The organism is Leeuwenhoekiella polynyae (assembly GCF_004104075.1).
Taxonomy (GTDB): domain Bacteria; phylum Bacteroidota; class Bacteroidia; order Flavobacteriales; family Flavobacteriaceae; genus Leeuwenhoekiella; species Leeuwenhoekiella polynyae.
In genome coordinates this window covers 1-15,430 of record NZ_QOVK01000030.1, presented here as the reverse complement: position 1 = coordinate 15,430, position 15,430 = coordinate 1, and the positions used below count along the sequence as shown (strand labels likewise).

Annotated in this window: 9 protein-coding genes; 2 read left to right on the top strand and 7 right to left on the bottom strand. The window is 37.5% G+C overall.

Annotation, left to right across the window (positions count from 1 at the left end; all coding sequences use genetic code 11):
- Positions 1-29 precede the first annotated feature (29 nt).
- The gene (locus tag DSM02_RS18965; RefSeq protein WP_128767062.1) at positions 30-917 is read left to right on the top strand and encodes a hypothetical protein; all 888 of its coding nucleotides are present in this window, start codon (positions 30-32) and stop codon (positions 915-917) included.
- Positions 918-1,095: 178 nt separating this feature from the next.
- On the opposite strand, the gene DSM02_RS18960 is transcribed toward DSM02_RS18965, so the two are convergent.
- A complete protein-coding gene (locus DSM02_RS18960; RefSeq protein WP_128767061.1) occupies positions 1,096-2,373 on the bottom strand; it encodes a replication-associated recombination protein A in 1,278 nt (425 codons plus the stop codon).
- A 159-nt stretch (positions 2,374-2,532) separates the two neighbouring features.
- On the opposite strand from DSM02_RS18960, the gene DSM02_RS18955 reads away from it, so the two are divergent.
- A complete protein-coding gene (locus DSM02_RS18955) occupies positions 2,533-3,246 on the top strand; it encodes a rhomboid family intramembrane serine protease (RefSeq protein ID WP_128767060.1) in 714 nt (237 codons plus the stop codon).
- Here the strand turns inward: DSM02_RS18955 and rlmB are convergent.
- The 6 genes from rlmB to DSM02_RS18925 form a co-directional block, all read right to left on the bottom strand.
- A complete protein-coding gene (gene rlmB / locus DSM02_RS18950) occupies positions 3,243-3,977 on the bottom strand; it encodes a 23S rRNA (guanosine(2251)-2'-O)-methyltransferase RlmB (protein ID WP_128762287.1) in 735 nt (244 codons plus the stop codon). The two genes, DSM02_RS18955 and rlmB, sit on opposite strands and share 4 nt — an antisense overlap.
- A gap of 91 nt (positions 3,978-4,068) precedes the next feature.
- Positions 4,069-5,523 (bottom strand): SusD/RagB family nutrient-binding outer membrane lipoprotein, encoded by a 1,455-nt coding sequence (locus DSM02_RS18945; RefSeq protein WP_128767059.1) that lies wholly within the window; start codon positions 5,521-5,523, stop codon positions 4,069-4,071.
- Between the two features lie 9 nt (positions 5,524-5,532).
- Positions 5,533-8,724, bottom strand: coding sequence for a SusC/RagA family TonB-linked outer membrane protein (locus tag DSM02_RS18940; RefSeq protein ID WP_128767058.1), 3,192 nt, complete (start codon positions 8,722-8,724; stop codon positions 5,533-5,535).
- Between the two features lie 433 nt (positions 8,725-9,157).
- Positions 9,158-10,096 (bottom strand): hypothetical protein, encoded by a 939-nt coding sequence (locus DSM02_RS18935; RefSeq protein WP_128767057.1) that lies wholly within the window; start codon positions 10,094-10,096, stop codon positions 9,158-9,160.
- A gap of 13 nt (positions 10,097-10,109) precedes the next feature.
- Entirely contained in the window at positions 10,110-11,897 is a 1,788-nt protein-coding gene (locus tag DSM02_RS18930; RefSeq protein ID WP_128767056.1) for a SusD/RagB family nutrient-binding outer membrane lipoprotein, read from the bottom strand.
- Positions 11,898-11,950: 53 nt separating this feature from the next.
- Complete coding sequence (locus DSM02_RS18925) at positions 11,951-15,259, bottom strand: SusC/RagA family TonB-linked outer membrane protein (protein ID WP_164918343.1); 3,309 nt, start codon at positions 15,257-15,259, stop codon at positions 11,951-11,953.
- Positions 15,260-15,430 lie beyond the last annotated feature (171 nt).

Below are 15,430 nucleotides of genomic sequence, written 5' to 3'. Positions count from 1 at the left end.
TAGTTCGTTAGACTAATAGATTATAAAACATGATGAAAAAGAATTTAATACTAGCCGTGGCATTACTATTAGGAGTTGTAAGCCTTTCGGCTCAAGAATTAGGAGATTATAAATACATCGTTGTTCCTCAGAAATTTGAGTTTCAAGATGAAGCTGGTGAATATGATGTAAATGCACTAACCCGTTTTCTATTTATAAAATATGGTTTTGATGCATATATGGAAAACGAAGAGTTGCCTGCAGATTTAAATGAGAATGGTTGTAATACATTATACGCTAGAGCTACCGTTAGTGGGTTTTTAAGTATTAAAGCCTTGATTTCTTTAGTGAATTGCAGAGGTAAAGAAGTCTTTGTTTTACCGGAAGGGAAAAGTAAAATAAAGGAGTTTAAGGCAGGTCATCAGGATGCATTTAGAGATGCGTTTGAAGAGCTTGAAGAAGAATATGGTTATACATATTCTGATGAGATAGTAGACCGTGCTGAGCTCATTGAAGAAGATGAAGATGAGGCCGCAGAATTGGTGCCGGAAATAAGAAAAAAGCAGGAGTCTAAGGTCGTTGCTGTGACTGCCGTTGTTAAGAATACAGGTAAAGAAATAAAAGAAGAAGTGAGCACAGCGATTGATGCAGAAACTACTACTGCTCCCAGTACAAATGAATCTGTAATAGAAGAAGATATTTCAACTGTTTTAACTAGTGAAGATGGTTCATTTAGTATGAAAGCCACAACTTCTGGATTTGATGTTTACGAAGGGAGTTCTAAAATAGGGACCGCTGTAAAAACTTCAGCAGGCTCTTATTTAGTAAGCACTTCAGAATTCACGGGAGTTGGTTATTATAATGGTACAGAGTTTACTGTAGAACGTGAAATAAAAGGAGTTTCCGGATTGGTGAAAATGATTTTCACTAAAAAGTAAATAAGAATATTTACCAATAAAAAACTCCATCCTAAACTTAGGGTGGAGTTTTTTATTGGCACCGCTAAAGGGTCTATTATCCCGAGGTTTGTCATGAAATTGAGGATTTTTTTATAATGAGTGCCTCTTGAGCTTGCTTCGAGGTAGTTTACTGGAGTTAAAAGAATCAATCTAAGACTTAGTAGTTGTATTTATCTCCCCAGCGATTTTTAAGAAACTTGCGAATGCCGTCTTCTCGTGTATTGTTTCCCGGTTCATAGAGCTTTTGATTTTTAATCTCCTCGGGTAGAAATTCCTGGTAAATAAAATTTCCCGTACCATCGTGAGAGTATTTATACTCATCTCCATATCCCAATTCTTTCATCAACTTTGTAGGGGCGTTACGTAAAGCAAGCGGCACAGGTAGATCTCCGGTTTGTTTTACCAATTGCTGAGCTTTGTTAATCGCCATATACGAAGCGTTGCTTTTTGCTGAGGTTGCTAAATAGGTCACGCATTGACTCAATATAATTCTAGATTCTGGGTAGCCTATAGTTGTTACTGCGGTAAAAGCATTTGTAGCCATAATTAAAGCGGTTGGGTTGGCATTGCCAATATCTTCTGAAGCGAGAATGATCAAGCGTCTTGCGATAAATTTGAGATCTTCTCCGCCTTCAATCATTCGGGCTAGATAGTAAACCGCTGCATTGGGATCGCTACCTCTAATTGATTTTATAAATGCTGAAATAATATCATAGTGTTGCTCGCCGGTTTTGTCATACATCACCGTGTTTTGTTGCACCTTTTGCTGAACCATTTCGTTGGTAATAACTACTTTTTCAGAATTTGTGGTAGTAACAAGCAATTCAAAAATATTAAGCAGTTTACGTGCGTCACCGCCACTTATGCGCAGCAGCGCTTCAGTCTCCTCGAGTATTATTTCTTTTTTAGCAAGAATTGCATCTTGAGTCATTGCACGTTTTAAAAGCGCTCTCAGGTCATCTGCAGAAAACGGATTGAGCACATAAACCTGACAACGCGACAAGAGAGCAGGAATTACTTCAAAACTGGGGTTTTCGGTAGTTGCACCTATTAACGTCACCCAGCCTTTTTCTACCGCTGCAAGTAGCGAATCTTGTTGCGATTTGCTAAAGCGGTGGATCTCGTCTATAAATAGTAATGGGTTTTTCTGAGTGAATAATCCACCGGCATTTTTTGCTTTATCAATAACTTCACGCACATCTTTAACACCACTGTTTATAGCGCTTAAAATATAAAAAGGACGCTTTGATTCTTCGGCTATAATAGAAGCTAGAGTAGTTTTACCAACTCCCGGAGGGCCCCATAAGATCAATGAAGGAATAATACCTGATTTTATTGAAGAAGTGAGTGAGCCTTTATCACCCACAAGATGTTCTTGACTTAGATAGTCGTCTAGAGTTTTAGGACGTAAACGTTCTGCTAGTGGTGCATTCATTCTTCAAAATTATTTATTTAGCGGTGATTAACTCAAAAACTCAACTTAAAATTGAGAAATGTTTCGGCATTATTAATAACTGGTAGTTAATGGCGCAAATTACTGCCAGTATTTCCTGTTTTCGATTTTTGGTTAAACAATTGCATATTAGAAATCATTATGTGTGTGAACGATCAAAAAACAGGTTTTCAATTTAGTACAGGTGTGGTTTTGTATCCCGTATTAATTGTGCTGTTCATGTGGCTGGTCTTTTGGTTTGAACTTCGTTTTGGATACAATTTTACAGATTTTGGTGTTTTGCCCAGAACGCTTTCTGGCCTACGGGGTATTATTTTTTCACCATTTATTCACTCTGGTTTGAGTCATTTGTGGCATAACAGCGTTCCTACTTTAGTTCTAATGGGTGGCCTTTTTTACTTCTACAGACCTGTGGCTTGGCGCGTATTACTTATTTTGATACTTATTTCAGGTTTGGGAACGTGGTTATTTGGCAGACAGGCTTATCACATAGGAGCAAGCGGTGTAATTTATGGTTTGGCTTCCTTTTTATTTTTTAAAGGAATCTGGTCTAAACATTATAGGCTTACGGCCTTCTCGCTAATTGTTGTTTTTCTCTACGGAAGTCTTATTTGGGGAACGATGCCTATTCAGGAAGGTATGAGCTGGGAAGGACATTTGTCTGGTTTTCTGGGTGGACTTTTACTGGCTTTTGTGATTAAAAATAAAATACCAAAACCCGTTAAATATCATTGGGAAACCGAAGCTTATAATCCTGAAAATGATCCTTTTTTGCGACAATTTGACGAACACGGAAATTTTATAGATCCGCCAGAAGAATCTGATGAAGATTCGGAAGACGATTCAATTGTTTAGCTTCGTTGTCTTACAATTTCATATAAAAAAGCACCGCAAGCAACTGAAACATTAAGTGAGCTGATTGTTCCGACCATTGGTAATTTTGCTTTTTGATCTACGAGTTTTAAAACTCCTGCAGTTACACCTTTTCCTTCGCTACCCATAACTAAAGCAGTGGGAGTCGTGTAGTCTAAATCGTAAACTGAGCTTTCAGTTTTTTCTGTTGCAGCCACAACCTGAACTCCTGATCCCTGTAAGTAAAAAAGTGCATCTTTAATATGATCTACTTTACAAATGGGGATATTGAAAATAGCTCCGGCTGAAGTCTTAACCGTATCGTCAGTTACTGGTGCTCCCCCAGATTTGGGTACGATTATAGCATCAACACCTGTGCAAACTGCTGTACGGATAATTGCGCCAAAATTTCGAACATCGGTCAGTTGGTCTAATAATAAAAACAGTGCCGGCTTATCTGCTGCCAAAATAGCTTCAGCAGTAGCTTCAAATTCAGCAAAGCGAATAGGGGAGATTGTAGCAATCGCTCCCTGATGGTTCTGATCTGATAATTTATATAATTTTTCCTGAGGAACGTAAGAAACTGAAATTCCGTGTTCGCGGATTAAACCTTCCAACTCTTTAGAAAGCGGGTTATTCAATCCTTTTTGAAGATATATTTTACCTATTTCTTTACCGGCATTTATCGCTTCTATAATCGCCCGTGTACCGTAAATGTGAGTGCTTTTTGACATACGGCAAAGATAGGTTTGTTTTGGTGGATGCAGAAATAAAAAAGCCATCTGTAATACAGATGGCTTTTAAATCAAATAATAACTAGAGAACTTAGTTTACATCCCAGAAAATAGGAGTGTCTAATTCGTCACCACCTATTGCAGAAGCAGCAGCTGAGTAACCAGAGTTATTTAAGTTTTGTTCAATTACAGGATACGTAAAACGTAATGGAACAGCATCGAAACGAGATTGTTCAGGAGCTTCAAGTTGTGGGTAATCTAGGCGACGGAACTCTGTCCATGCTTCAAAACCACGATTGTACAGACCTATCCATTTTTGGATACCTATCTTTTGCTTGTAATTGCCCTCTGCTGTTGCATAAGCAACAGATGGTTGAGCAAGATATGTAGCAGCATCTACTTCGCTTACACCCCAATAAACCATACTGGCAGTAATGGCATCATTATAATAATCAGCAGCAACACCCGTTATGAAACCACGTTCTACGGCTTCAGCCAATAAAAAGTTGCCTTCTACTGCGTCAAAAATCACACCTTCTAAATCTGGAGTGTAAAATAAAGCTCCTAAATGAGAATAATCATTATAAGTTATATTGTCTCCATAAGGAGCTCCTATAAATTCTCCATTTACTGGATCTGACAAGAAAATTGGTCGGCGTGGATCTTCTAATTCATTTACAACATCAACAAAAGTATCAGCAGGTACAAAATCTTTTCTCTTACTCTGTACTAAATCAACCCAAAGTGGATTGGTATTAGGTGTTGTAGTAAAATAAGTTATGGTTGCATTTTGTTCATTTGTTAGAATCACATCATCTGCTGCTTCAGAAACTAATTGAGCTGCTAAAGTAGGATTCACATCTGCTAAATGCATACCCAGACGTAATTTTAAAGAATTACCAAGAGTAACCCAACTTTCTACATCTCCACCGTAATATAAATCCTGATCACCAAAGCTACCATAAGTAGGATCTAGTGCATCTAAAGCTGAATTTAAATTATCAATGATACTCGTATAGATAGCTTCATCATCTGTATACGAAGGATTAATGTTTTCTATATCTAAAGCCTCTGTATAAGGAATATCACCAAAAGTGTCAACTAATATTTGCCAAGCAAGCGTTTCTTGAATCTGAATAATTGCCAGTTTATTTGCTTTAATAGCGGTGTCTTCAGCAAATTGACCTGCAGAAACATTAAGAATTTCTTCTGCCTCGATATTTATAGCGGCTTGATCAAAATCTTTAAGAATATCACGATACATTATATTCCAGTGTCTTTCAGGAATTGATCGTGTAATAATGTTATAACGAGATTCATCGGTATACTGAGCCTCGCTCCATTGTTGCGCGAACAATCTAAATACATTGTTATTGACATTTGTATTTACTAATTGATCAGCAAGTTCTCTCTGGGCATTAGACATTAGCATCTCTCCCGGAACATCGGTAAAAGCCTTTCCGTTTTCGTTAAGACCTTCTAAGTCACTAGAGCATTGTGCAAACACAAGCCCAAGACCTATTAAAATTATCTTTTTTATCATCATTGTTTTTTTTTAGAATTGAAGACTTACATTAAATCCATAATCTCTGGTTGTTGGTAACACACCACTTTGATAACCTTGAAGGTTACCGGAGCTTAAACCAGCTTCTGGATCAGCATAAGGAACGTTTTTGTGAATGATCCAAAGGTTAGATCCTGTTAATGTAAATGTTGCTTTAGTAAAGAAAAGGTTATCTAAAAAGCGTGATGGTAAATTATAGCTTAATGCTACTTCTCTAAGTTTTACATAAGAAGCGTCATAAACAAATTCTGAATTAGGAAATGTTTGATATCCAAATACTCCAAATTCACTAACATCAACACGAGTAGTGTTTGGAGAACCATCAGCAGTTACACCGTCAAAAATTACACCACCACCATCTGCAAGAGAATTACGTACAGGGTTTCCTAAGTCATTCGTAAATGCTGTATTTGGATATAAGCCTGTTGCCTGACCATAGTACTGATCAAGAGAAAATACGCTACCACCTTTTTGAACATCTATTAAGAAGCTAAGACTGAGGTTTTTGTATTTAAAAGAGTTGAACACACCACCTGTATAGTCAGGATTAACGTTACCAATAACTGTATTAGGGCTGGTTGTGGTATAGTAACCGTCTTCATCAATAATACGATTCCCGTTATTGTCTAGCGCATAGTCTGTACCTTTTATTATACCGTATGGCTGACCGATAGTTCCATTAAGCGTAACACCACCTTGAAAAGAACCAAGTACTAAGTTATCTGTGCCTTCAAATAAAGAAAGCAACTTATTGCGGTTACGAGCGAAGTTTACTCTAATATCCCAGCTAAAGTTTTCAGATAGAATAGGGGTGGCGTTTAAAGAAACTTCAACCCCTTTGTTCTCTAACTCACCAGAATTAACAATTTTCGTAGTATAACCTGTAGAGCCAGAAACTCGTAAAGGCAAAACCTGATTAGTAGTGTTTGTTTTATAAACAGACAGGTCTAAGCCGAGTCTTCTTTTGAAAAAGTCTAATTCTAAACCTCCTTCGTAACTTGTTAAACGCTCTTCTTTTAAGTCAGGATTACGTCTTGTGCTTGATACAGAAAAGATATTTGCATCTCCAAATTTTGTAGGTTTAGCGAAAACATCCCTCAATTGAGCAAATTCTGCACCCGTACCAACTTCTGCATAGTTTAAACGAAGTTTACCGAAGCTCAGCCAGTTAGCATTTATGTCGTTAGAAAATATATAACTCCCAGTTACAGAAGGATAATAGAAAGAGTTGTTGCCTTCAGGAAGTGTAGATGTAGCATCCCGTCTGATTGTACCTTCTAAGAAAAACTTATTGTAAAAACCGAAGCTTGCTTGTGCATAAACCCCGTCAACGCCTATTTGCTCATCTTGTTCAATTGGAGCTTCAATAGGATTTTCTGAATTAGCAAGAGAGTAAACACCAGGAACTACAAGGCCACCATTAGTTATTGCGTAAACAGACTTAATATCATTTCTTCTGATATTTGTTCCTAAAATACCGTTGAAGGAAATGTCATCTGTAATATCAGTGTCAAAGTTCATGATTAAGTCATAATTGTATTCTCTAAATGTTCTGTTGAAACGAGAATATTTTGCGACAGGATTACTTCCTACAGAAGTACGTTCTTCTTGAAGCTCATCATAAGAATCCATTGTTACACGACCAACAATGTTGAACCAGTCTGTTACATCATAAGTTAAAGCAACATTACCATAAACGCGGTTACGCTCATCGTTCTGAAAGTTTTCGTTGCGAATATAATACGGGTTGTCCCAGTAAATAGGAGTGTCATCAGTTGGAGAAGTATAATTCCAAGTATAGTTTTGACCTGTTCTTTCGTAGGCTCTTCTTTGATCTTCAAAGTTTACGTTAGTTTGAGCCCACTGGCGGAAGTTAGAAATGATGTTATCACTATAACCCGTACTATTACGACCTAAAGTTTTTTGGTTGATAAAGTTAATATTTGTAGAAACAGAAAGCTTATCTGAAAAATCATGTGACCCGTTAAAGTTGATCGTATTCTTATTTTGCTCACTATTTGGCATAATACCGGTAGCGTCAAATTTAGAATAGTTTAAGCGGAAAGCAGATTTATCAGTACCTCCAGAAACAGCTACACTGTTTGTTAAAGTAACAGCTGTGTCAAAAAATGAAATTGGTCCATTGTCTCCTGCAAATGTCCAAGGGGTTGCTTGGCCAAAGTTAGGATTAGTGGGGTCAAAGAAAGCGTCCCATTGATATACTAAAAGACTAGGGTCAAAAGCTGAACCGTAAGATGCATCATCGTTAAGAGGAGCAACAGCATCAGTTGTACCATCTCCATCTACATCTTCTGATAAAAAACCAGGACCGTATCCAGCACCGTACTGACTTTGGTATTTTGCGAAAGTCTCTTTATTAACACGACCAATCTGAATTCCAGAATTGATAGAAACACCTATACCTTCATTTTTAGCTCCTTTTTTTGTGGTGATAATGATAGCTCCATTTGAAGCGCGGTTACCATAAAGAGCTGTTGCAGCTGCACCTTTAAGTACGTTGACAGAAGCAATGTTATCTGGGTTAATGTCAGACGCAGCATTACCGTAGTCAAAACCACCTCTAGCTTCTTGTTGATTACTCCCATTAGTGTTTGAGTTGTCAATAATAACACCGTCAACAACAAACAAAGCTTGGTTGTTACCCGTTAATGAGTTTGTACCACGCAATAATACGTTTGTAGAACCACCAATATTGCTGTTACGCTTAATCTGTAGACCAGAAACCTTACCTGATAAGGAATTTGCAATGTTACCTCCTTGTGTAACAGTGCTTACTTGATCACCAGAAACTTCTTCAGTTGCATAACCTAAAGATTTTTTCTCTCTAGAAATCCCTAATGCTGTTACTACAACTTCATCAAGTGCTTCACCTGCTTGTAATGTTACATTAATGGTGTTTGAAACGCCTACTTCCTTTTCTGAGTCACCAAAACCAACATACGAGAAAACCAAAGTTTCTCCTGCCGAAGCAGAAATTGCATAGTTTCCATCAAAATCAGTTTGTGTTCCTGTAGTGGTTCCTTTAATGACGATGTTAACGCCAGGAAGGGGAACTCCGCTTCCATCAGTAACCGTACCGGTTACTTCTTTCGTTTGTGCAAACGAGATTTGCACTACTAACGCTAAAAGTAGCGTTAGCAATCCAGTAAATTTAATTTTCATGTTATTGTTTATTTGAATTAGCCAATCGCGAATTTGTGTAAATAATATTCAATAAACAATTTATTTCTCTTAAAAGTTCAACGAAGCCTTGATAATAATTTGCTTTAAAGCTTCAAATAGTAGGAATAATTCAATTTTATATAGTTTTTTAAGTGTTCAATTGCGTATTCTTAAAATAGCGTTAAATGGGATTTATAAATGTCTGTATTGTAGACTTTTCTGCGTATAATTTTTGGTAATTATAGGCTTGTATATATCGATTTCGTTTTGCTGTTCGTTTGACTAATATGTCAATTTGAATATATTATATTAAATGAGGTTAATTTTTTATGGTATACTACTATGTTTAGAAATAAAAAAGCCTGCAATCTAGATTGCAGGCTTTCTATTCGACTATTGGCTGATAGTCTACGTGGTGGTTAATTTTGATTGTCTATTGAGCACAAACGGTAATTGGTAGTAAACCAGAAGCTTGTTCGCCAAAGTCACCAGAGTCATAAACTAAATCCCCATTAGGAGCATAAACTTCAAATCTTATTTCGCCATAATTATCTCCTGGGAAATTCCATTCTGCGCTTAATGTTCCATCTGGTATAGTGACGGTTGCTACTCCTGAAGATCCATCATTTGGTGTACAGCCTCCTGTGCTATTATTTAAAAAAGCACCGTCACAGCCACTATAAGGAGAGCATAGCCCTACTTCTAATGTGCTATTATCAAGAACTATAGTAATACCAGATCCTCCGTTACCACAATCTGTTTGCCAGCCGTCTCCATACGAATCAAACATTCTAACTGTGTAATCTCCTGGTTCAGGGGAACAAGTTAATAGTGCATTGTATTGAAAAGGAGCCTTAAAGAAGACGCCTGTTAACACTCCGGAACTACTCTCAGGGCCTAATGAACGTCCGTCTGTAAGATTAAGAACAAGATCTACTATAAAAACATCACCTGCGGTGTAATCACTATCAGAGATTCCCATGGCTGCAACTGCTTCTCCGAATGTAACGGTTAAAGTCGCTCTAGGTAATCCTACTGGCCCTTCTGAAAATTCTGAGGCTGCAATTGTTTTTACAAGACTTCTGTTTGGATCTGTAGTTCCGTTGTCTGGAGAAAGATCTCTCAGAGAAACGTAGATGTCTACACTTTCCATAAGGCCTCCATCTTGAGCGTCCTGTTCTTCAACAGTTACAGCAAAAGTAGAGCTGGGGTCGCTTGAATTTAATGAGGCATTGATTACTTCAATAGTTCTCAAAGCGGCACCTTTCTCATAATCTAATACTGTGTAAATTGCATTATCAGGATCTTCGTCACATGAGATTGCATTGAAGACAAGCCCGAGCATTAATATGTATTTATATATGTTTTTCATCTTCATTAAATTTTTAGTTTGCAGGATTAGTTACTCCAGAATCCCAAAATACCTGAGTTAGGTTATCCTGTCTCTGATTTAAGTTAGGATTTGCGTTTACTTCATCAGAAGGGTAAAGTAACGTTCTAGGGAAAGGGCCTGGGTTTGGATCTATGTTTCGGGCAAGAGTTCTTGGATACCCTGTGCGTCTGATAAAGTTAAAGCCGTCAGCTCCGCCACCATACATTGCGATAAAGAATTGTTCTCCTAAAATATCCAATTTTGCTTTTTCTATTGGCCAGCCTTGAGCATCTAACCCTGTTGTTCGTGGTGCATCAGTAAATTCTTGAACAGTAGCGCCAATGAAATCAGAAATTTCTTCTGCTGTAGGTTCTAGCGATAGATCAGCTGTTGTGTCTGTAAAAGAAGTTACATAGCTAACTGATTCTGTAACCCCGGCTTCTATTGCACTTGCGGCTTCTGCATCTCGTTGAAGCATCGTGTAAGCTTCAGCTCTCCAAAATTCTACAAATGAAGAAAGAATAATAGGTTCTATTCCAGCACCACCCGCTCCAAGACTTAAGCCTACTGCTGCATCGTAAAACTCAATAACTGGAGGGTCTTCGCTAGGGTCAATAAGAGTGATCCAGTCTTGATTGTCATCAAAGCGGCCTCCTGCAGGGTATACGCCAACAGCGGTTCTTCCAAATGAATCTGGTGGAATTCCTTCGTTATTTCCATGTATTCTTCCCCAATACCCAAGTCTCATAGAGCACCAATAATTTTCCTCCTCCGTAAATTGAAGGTGATTAGGTGTGTCTTGAACAGAACAAGCTAATGTTTGAGCGTCTTCTGTTGAAAGGCCCAAAGCATCCGGGTATATATAGAATTGATTATTTAGTTCATAAAGCATATTGGTAAAACTTCCTGGTGTAACACCTGCTTGTCTATAGAAGTAATATCTTCTTCGAGGATCGTCATCTCCACTTATATCCCCTAGTTCTCCAATCATTAAGTTCATCAACCAATTTGACCTGTAAAGATTAGCACCGCTATCAGTGTAATCACTTGCATAATCCGGGTGTCTGGTGTCTGGCTGTTGAAGATTTGTTCCGTATGCGAATGCAAAATTATCCTCTTCAGTTTCAATAACATTAGTGGCATTTATGACTCCAGTGTAATCTCCAGTCGTTAACGCTGCACGCATTTTTAACGTGTTGATATACTTAATCCATTTCGAAGAGTCTCCCTCGTAATAAAGATCTGTAGCTGTGCCTAAACTTGCGCCTTGCATAAGTGAGGTCGCGTCATTTAAAAGAGCTAGCGCTGCTTGATAAACAGCTTCATCATCATCAATAGCTGGATTGGGAAAATCTTTAGGCATATTAGCTTCGCTCCAAGTGATATCTCCAAGATAGTCCACTAAAAGCATCATTAAATGCGCTTGCATAGCTTTTGATGCTCCTATTAAATAATTTTGAGACCCATCTTCATTTAAGCTTTCAATTAAGCTTATGTCTGGATTCATGGTGCTGAATAAATTATTCCAGGCTCCGTTTAATGATCCACCAGTATAATTTGTTACATATACTCGACCACTCATTTGATCTATTCTCGAAAGCTGAGCTCCGATATTGTTGAAAGAGGTAACAGCATTTTTATAGCTGAGTTGTACATTATTAAATAATAATGAAGGGTCTGCTTGATCTGGACTTAAATAGTTTGGGTCTTCTAGTTTTTCGAGTTCAACTGTTTCACAGCTCTGAAAGACGGTTAAGCCTAAAAGAAAAACTATAACTAAAATATTATATGTTTTTTTCATATTTAAAATTTTTGAGTAGATGCTTTAGTTAAAATATTTGCCTCTACGTTTTCTTAGAATGTAGCTTTAACACTTAAACCATATCTTATAGAACTAGGTCCGTTTAAGTAATCAAACCCTCGTCCATTACCAACTCCAATACCAGCTACGTTAGGATCAAAGTTTGCACGTTTTGGGGTGTTATAAGCATCATACCATAGATTATACCCTGCAGCTGTAATAGAGAGATTTCCGAATGGAGTGCTTTCTAACCATTTCTTTGGCATATTATAGCCAAGAGAAAGTTCTTTTAAACGTATAACTGATGCGTCATAAATTTGTAATTCACTTGGTCCAAAAAGAACATTATCAAAATAGAATGAAGAGTTATCTAATTGTTTTCTGTTTGGTGTTCCGTCAGCTAAAACTCCGGGAAGTATGAATGGCTCTCTTCGATCTGGGTTTATTAAACCACGACCTAATAAAGTAGCAATGGTTTGGGAGTAAATATCTCCACCGCTTACATGACTTATTTGAAAACCTAGTGTTAAGTTTTTGTAAGAAATAGAGTTGATGAAGTTCATTACATAATCTGGGTTAGGATTACCGATGATTGGAGCAATAGCTCGAGATCCATCTGTTCCTACAGGAACTTCATTGTTGTCTGCATCAATTGCAATTTGTGTCTCAGGTAAATAAAAGCCGTCATTACCAACAACAAAATTGCCATTATCGTCTCTTAATACTCGACTACCTATAATAACACCTAATTGCTCTCCTTCAATAGCAGCGTTACCAAGATCTGAGAAACCTGCATATACTATTTGGTCACTATCTTGCTCTGTAACAATTTGTTTGTTTGTAGTGAAATTTACTCTTGAGTTCCAGTTGAAACCACCTGATTCAGAGCTTTTAAAAATGTCAATTCCCAGGTCAACTTCCCAACCTGTACCCTCAACTTTCCCAATATTATCTTGGATTTCTTCATAGCCGGATGAAGGAGAGAGCGGTCTGCCTACAATTAAATTTTTAGTGGTACGGTCGTAATAAGATAGGCTAATATCCAAACGATTTTTTAAGAATCGAGCATCGAATCCAACCTCCCATTCGCTAATGAGTTCTGGCTTTAAATCTGGATTTGCTAAGATGTTTCTTACTGTGTTTGTTACAACACCAGAAGAGCCCCCAATAGCACCTCCGTTTTGCTGGGTGCTCTGTTGTAAAGTAGGTACTGTTGGGTAATTAGAAGGGAAACCAGCTGAAGACCCAAGACCTGCTCTTAACTTAAGGTAATTAAGGCCTATGCTATTACCATTCCCAAAACCTTCAAAAGCTGATGTAGGAATGAAAGAGGCACTTACGCTCGGATAAAACTGACTGTTGTTTTCTGTAATTAAGTTAGATATCCAGTCATTTCTTCCTGATAAAGAAAGGTATAAGAAGTTATCATATTCAAATGATAAATCACCGAATAAACCTATTGTATTTCTCTCTGTGGTACTCTGAATGGGAAGTTGGTTTTCAAAGTTGAAATGTCTTTGAACATTGTATACTATCTGGCTTGAGCTTGCAACACCTTGTTGGTCAAAATACTCTCCCAAAGAACTTCCTCCTAGAAGAAAACTAACGTTTAGCTTTTGATCTGCAGTTAGGTCGTAGTTTCCTGATATTGCAGCATAATGATTAAACGTTGTTGAGTTGTTGTCCCAAGTTTCATAATAACCAAATCTATCTCTATCACTATTTACACCGCCTTTGTTTGAATACGAGTGGTTTCTTTCATTATAAATATCAATACCTCCGCGATATAAAACACTTACATTATCGTTAAACTCATAAGATAACTGAGCATTACCAAATACACGGTTGGTTAGCTGCCCGTTCTGAGCATTAGCAACAATCCATCGTGGATTTACAATATCATTACCATTACGATAATAAATACTTCCTCCTGTTTCAGGAATTTCAAAAGGAATATTCATTAAGTCAACACTAATAGGTGTAAAGAATACTTGGCCAAAAACTGAAAGGCCATAGTTGGCATTACCATCACTTGCAGCCACTGGTGGGGTTACAAAATTACTTCTAGAGTAGTTTAATATACCGGTTACTGTAAATCTATTACTTAGTTTAGCGCGACCACCTACTGAAAGCGTATTTCTTGTAAGGCTGTTCCCAGGTGTAAACCCTTCGTCGTCTGTGTGACCAAAGTTTACATTGAAAGACATATTGCCGTCATCAGAACCTCCCCTAATGTTTAAAGAGGTGTTACTTACGCTTCCTGTTCTGAAGAAATTTTTAACACTCGCATATGGTTTAAAAGCATAATCTACGCCTTGAAATGATTGAAATAATTCATTGTCTCCGCGAAGAAAGTTACTTAGAAAAGAGTTTGTAGAATATGGATGAGGAACATTCCCATTAGCGTCAACTATTCCTGCAGGATCATTTAGATAGCCATCAACTCCATTAGGATTGAAATTTGGACCATAGTTACTAAAGAACCATCCGAAAGATTGGTTGAAACCGCCTCCATACGATTGTTGATAATCAGGAAGAGAAGCAATTTCATTAAAAAAGAAAGACTGATTTAATGTAATTTCAGTTTTCTTCTTACTTGCTTGTCCACTGTTCGCTTTAGTGGTTATTAAGATAACACCATTTCTACCGTCTGTTCCATAAAGCGTTGCAGCAGCAAGTCCTTTAAGAACGGTTATGCTGGCAATGTTGTTGGGGTCGATGTCTAAGAATCGACTTGAACCGACATTACCATCGCGGAAATCAGCGGCATTGTCTCTACCGCTAGTATTAGTTCCGCTACTAAAAGGAACACCATCCACCACAAATAATGCTTGGTTGCTACCATTAATAGAGGTGTAACCTCTTATTACAACATTAGTTGCAGATCCTGAAGTGCCATTTTGAGCTGTAATCTCAACCCCGGAAGCTTTACCGGAAAGAACCCTTGCGACATCAGATTCAGGTCTTTGCTCTAAATCCTCAGAAGCAACCTCGCTAACTGCATAACCAAGAGCTTTCTTTTCTCTCTTGATACCTTGTGCAGTAACTACTACTTCTTCAAGAGATTCTCCAGCTTGCATCTGAATATTCACCGTAGATGAAGCTCCAATTTTTGCATCCTGTGGTGTAAATCCGACATAACTAAAAGTAAGTACATCACCTGTTGATGCTTCAATAGAATACAATCCGTCAAAGTCAGTTTGAGTTCCGGTAGTTGTTCCGGAAATTAGGACATTAACACCAGGCAGTGGAACACCACTATCATCGGTTACCGTTCCAGAGATTGTTCTGGTTTGTGCAAAAGAAAACTGCACAACTAATACTAAGAATAGCATTAGAAATCCTTGTAATCGTTTTTTCATGTTTAATATTTATTTGAATTAGCCACGCTAAAAATGATTAAAAAAAAGAATCAAAACAAATAAATAGATGTTATTTTTTAAATTTTTGTTAATTTAATGAAGCTTAAGTGTTAATTAAAGATATTTTTAAATTTTAGCATATTAAGTTGAGAATGTATTAATATTAATGAT

Excerpts from the sequence above, each read along its gene's own strand:
- DSM02_RS18965 (WP_128767062.1), top strand. The coding sequence starts at position 30 with ATGATGAAAAAGAATTTAATACTAGCCGTGGCATTACTATTAGGAGTT.
- DSM02_RS18960 (WP_128767061.1), bottom strand. The coding sequence starts at position 2,373 with ATGAATGCACCACTAGCAGAACGTTTACGTCCTAAAACTCTAGACGAC.
- DSM02_RS18955 (WP_128767060.1), top strand. The coding sequence starts at position 2,533 with ATGTGTGTGAACGATCAAAAAACAGGTTTTCAATTTAGTACAGGTGTG.
- rlmB (WP_128762287.1), bottom strand. The coding sequence starts at position 3,977 with ATGTCAAAAAGCACTCACATTTACGGTACACGGGCGATTATAGAAGCG.
- DSM02_RS18945 (WP_128767059.1), bottom strand. The coding sequence starts at position 5,523 with ATGATGATAAAAAAGATAATTTTAATAGGTCTTGGGCTTGTGTTTGCA.
- DSM02_RS18940 (WP_128767058.1), bottom strand. The coding sequence starts at position 8,724 with ATGAAAATTAAATTTACTGGATTGCTAACGCTACTTTTAGCGTTAGTA.
- DSM02_RS18935 (WP_128767057.1), bottom strand. The coding sequence starts at position 10,096 with ATGAAAAACATATATAAATACATATTAATGCTCGGGCTTGTCTTCAAT.
- DSM02_RS18930 (WP_128767056.1), bottom strand. The coding sequence starts at position 11,897 with ATGAAAAAAACATATAATATTTTAGTTATAGTTTTTCTTTTAGGCTTA.
- DSM02_RS18925 (WP_164918343.1), bottom strand. The coding sequence starts at position 15,259 with ATGAAAAAACGATTACAAGGATTTCTAATGCTATTCTTAGTATTAGTT.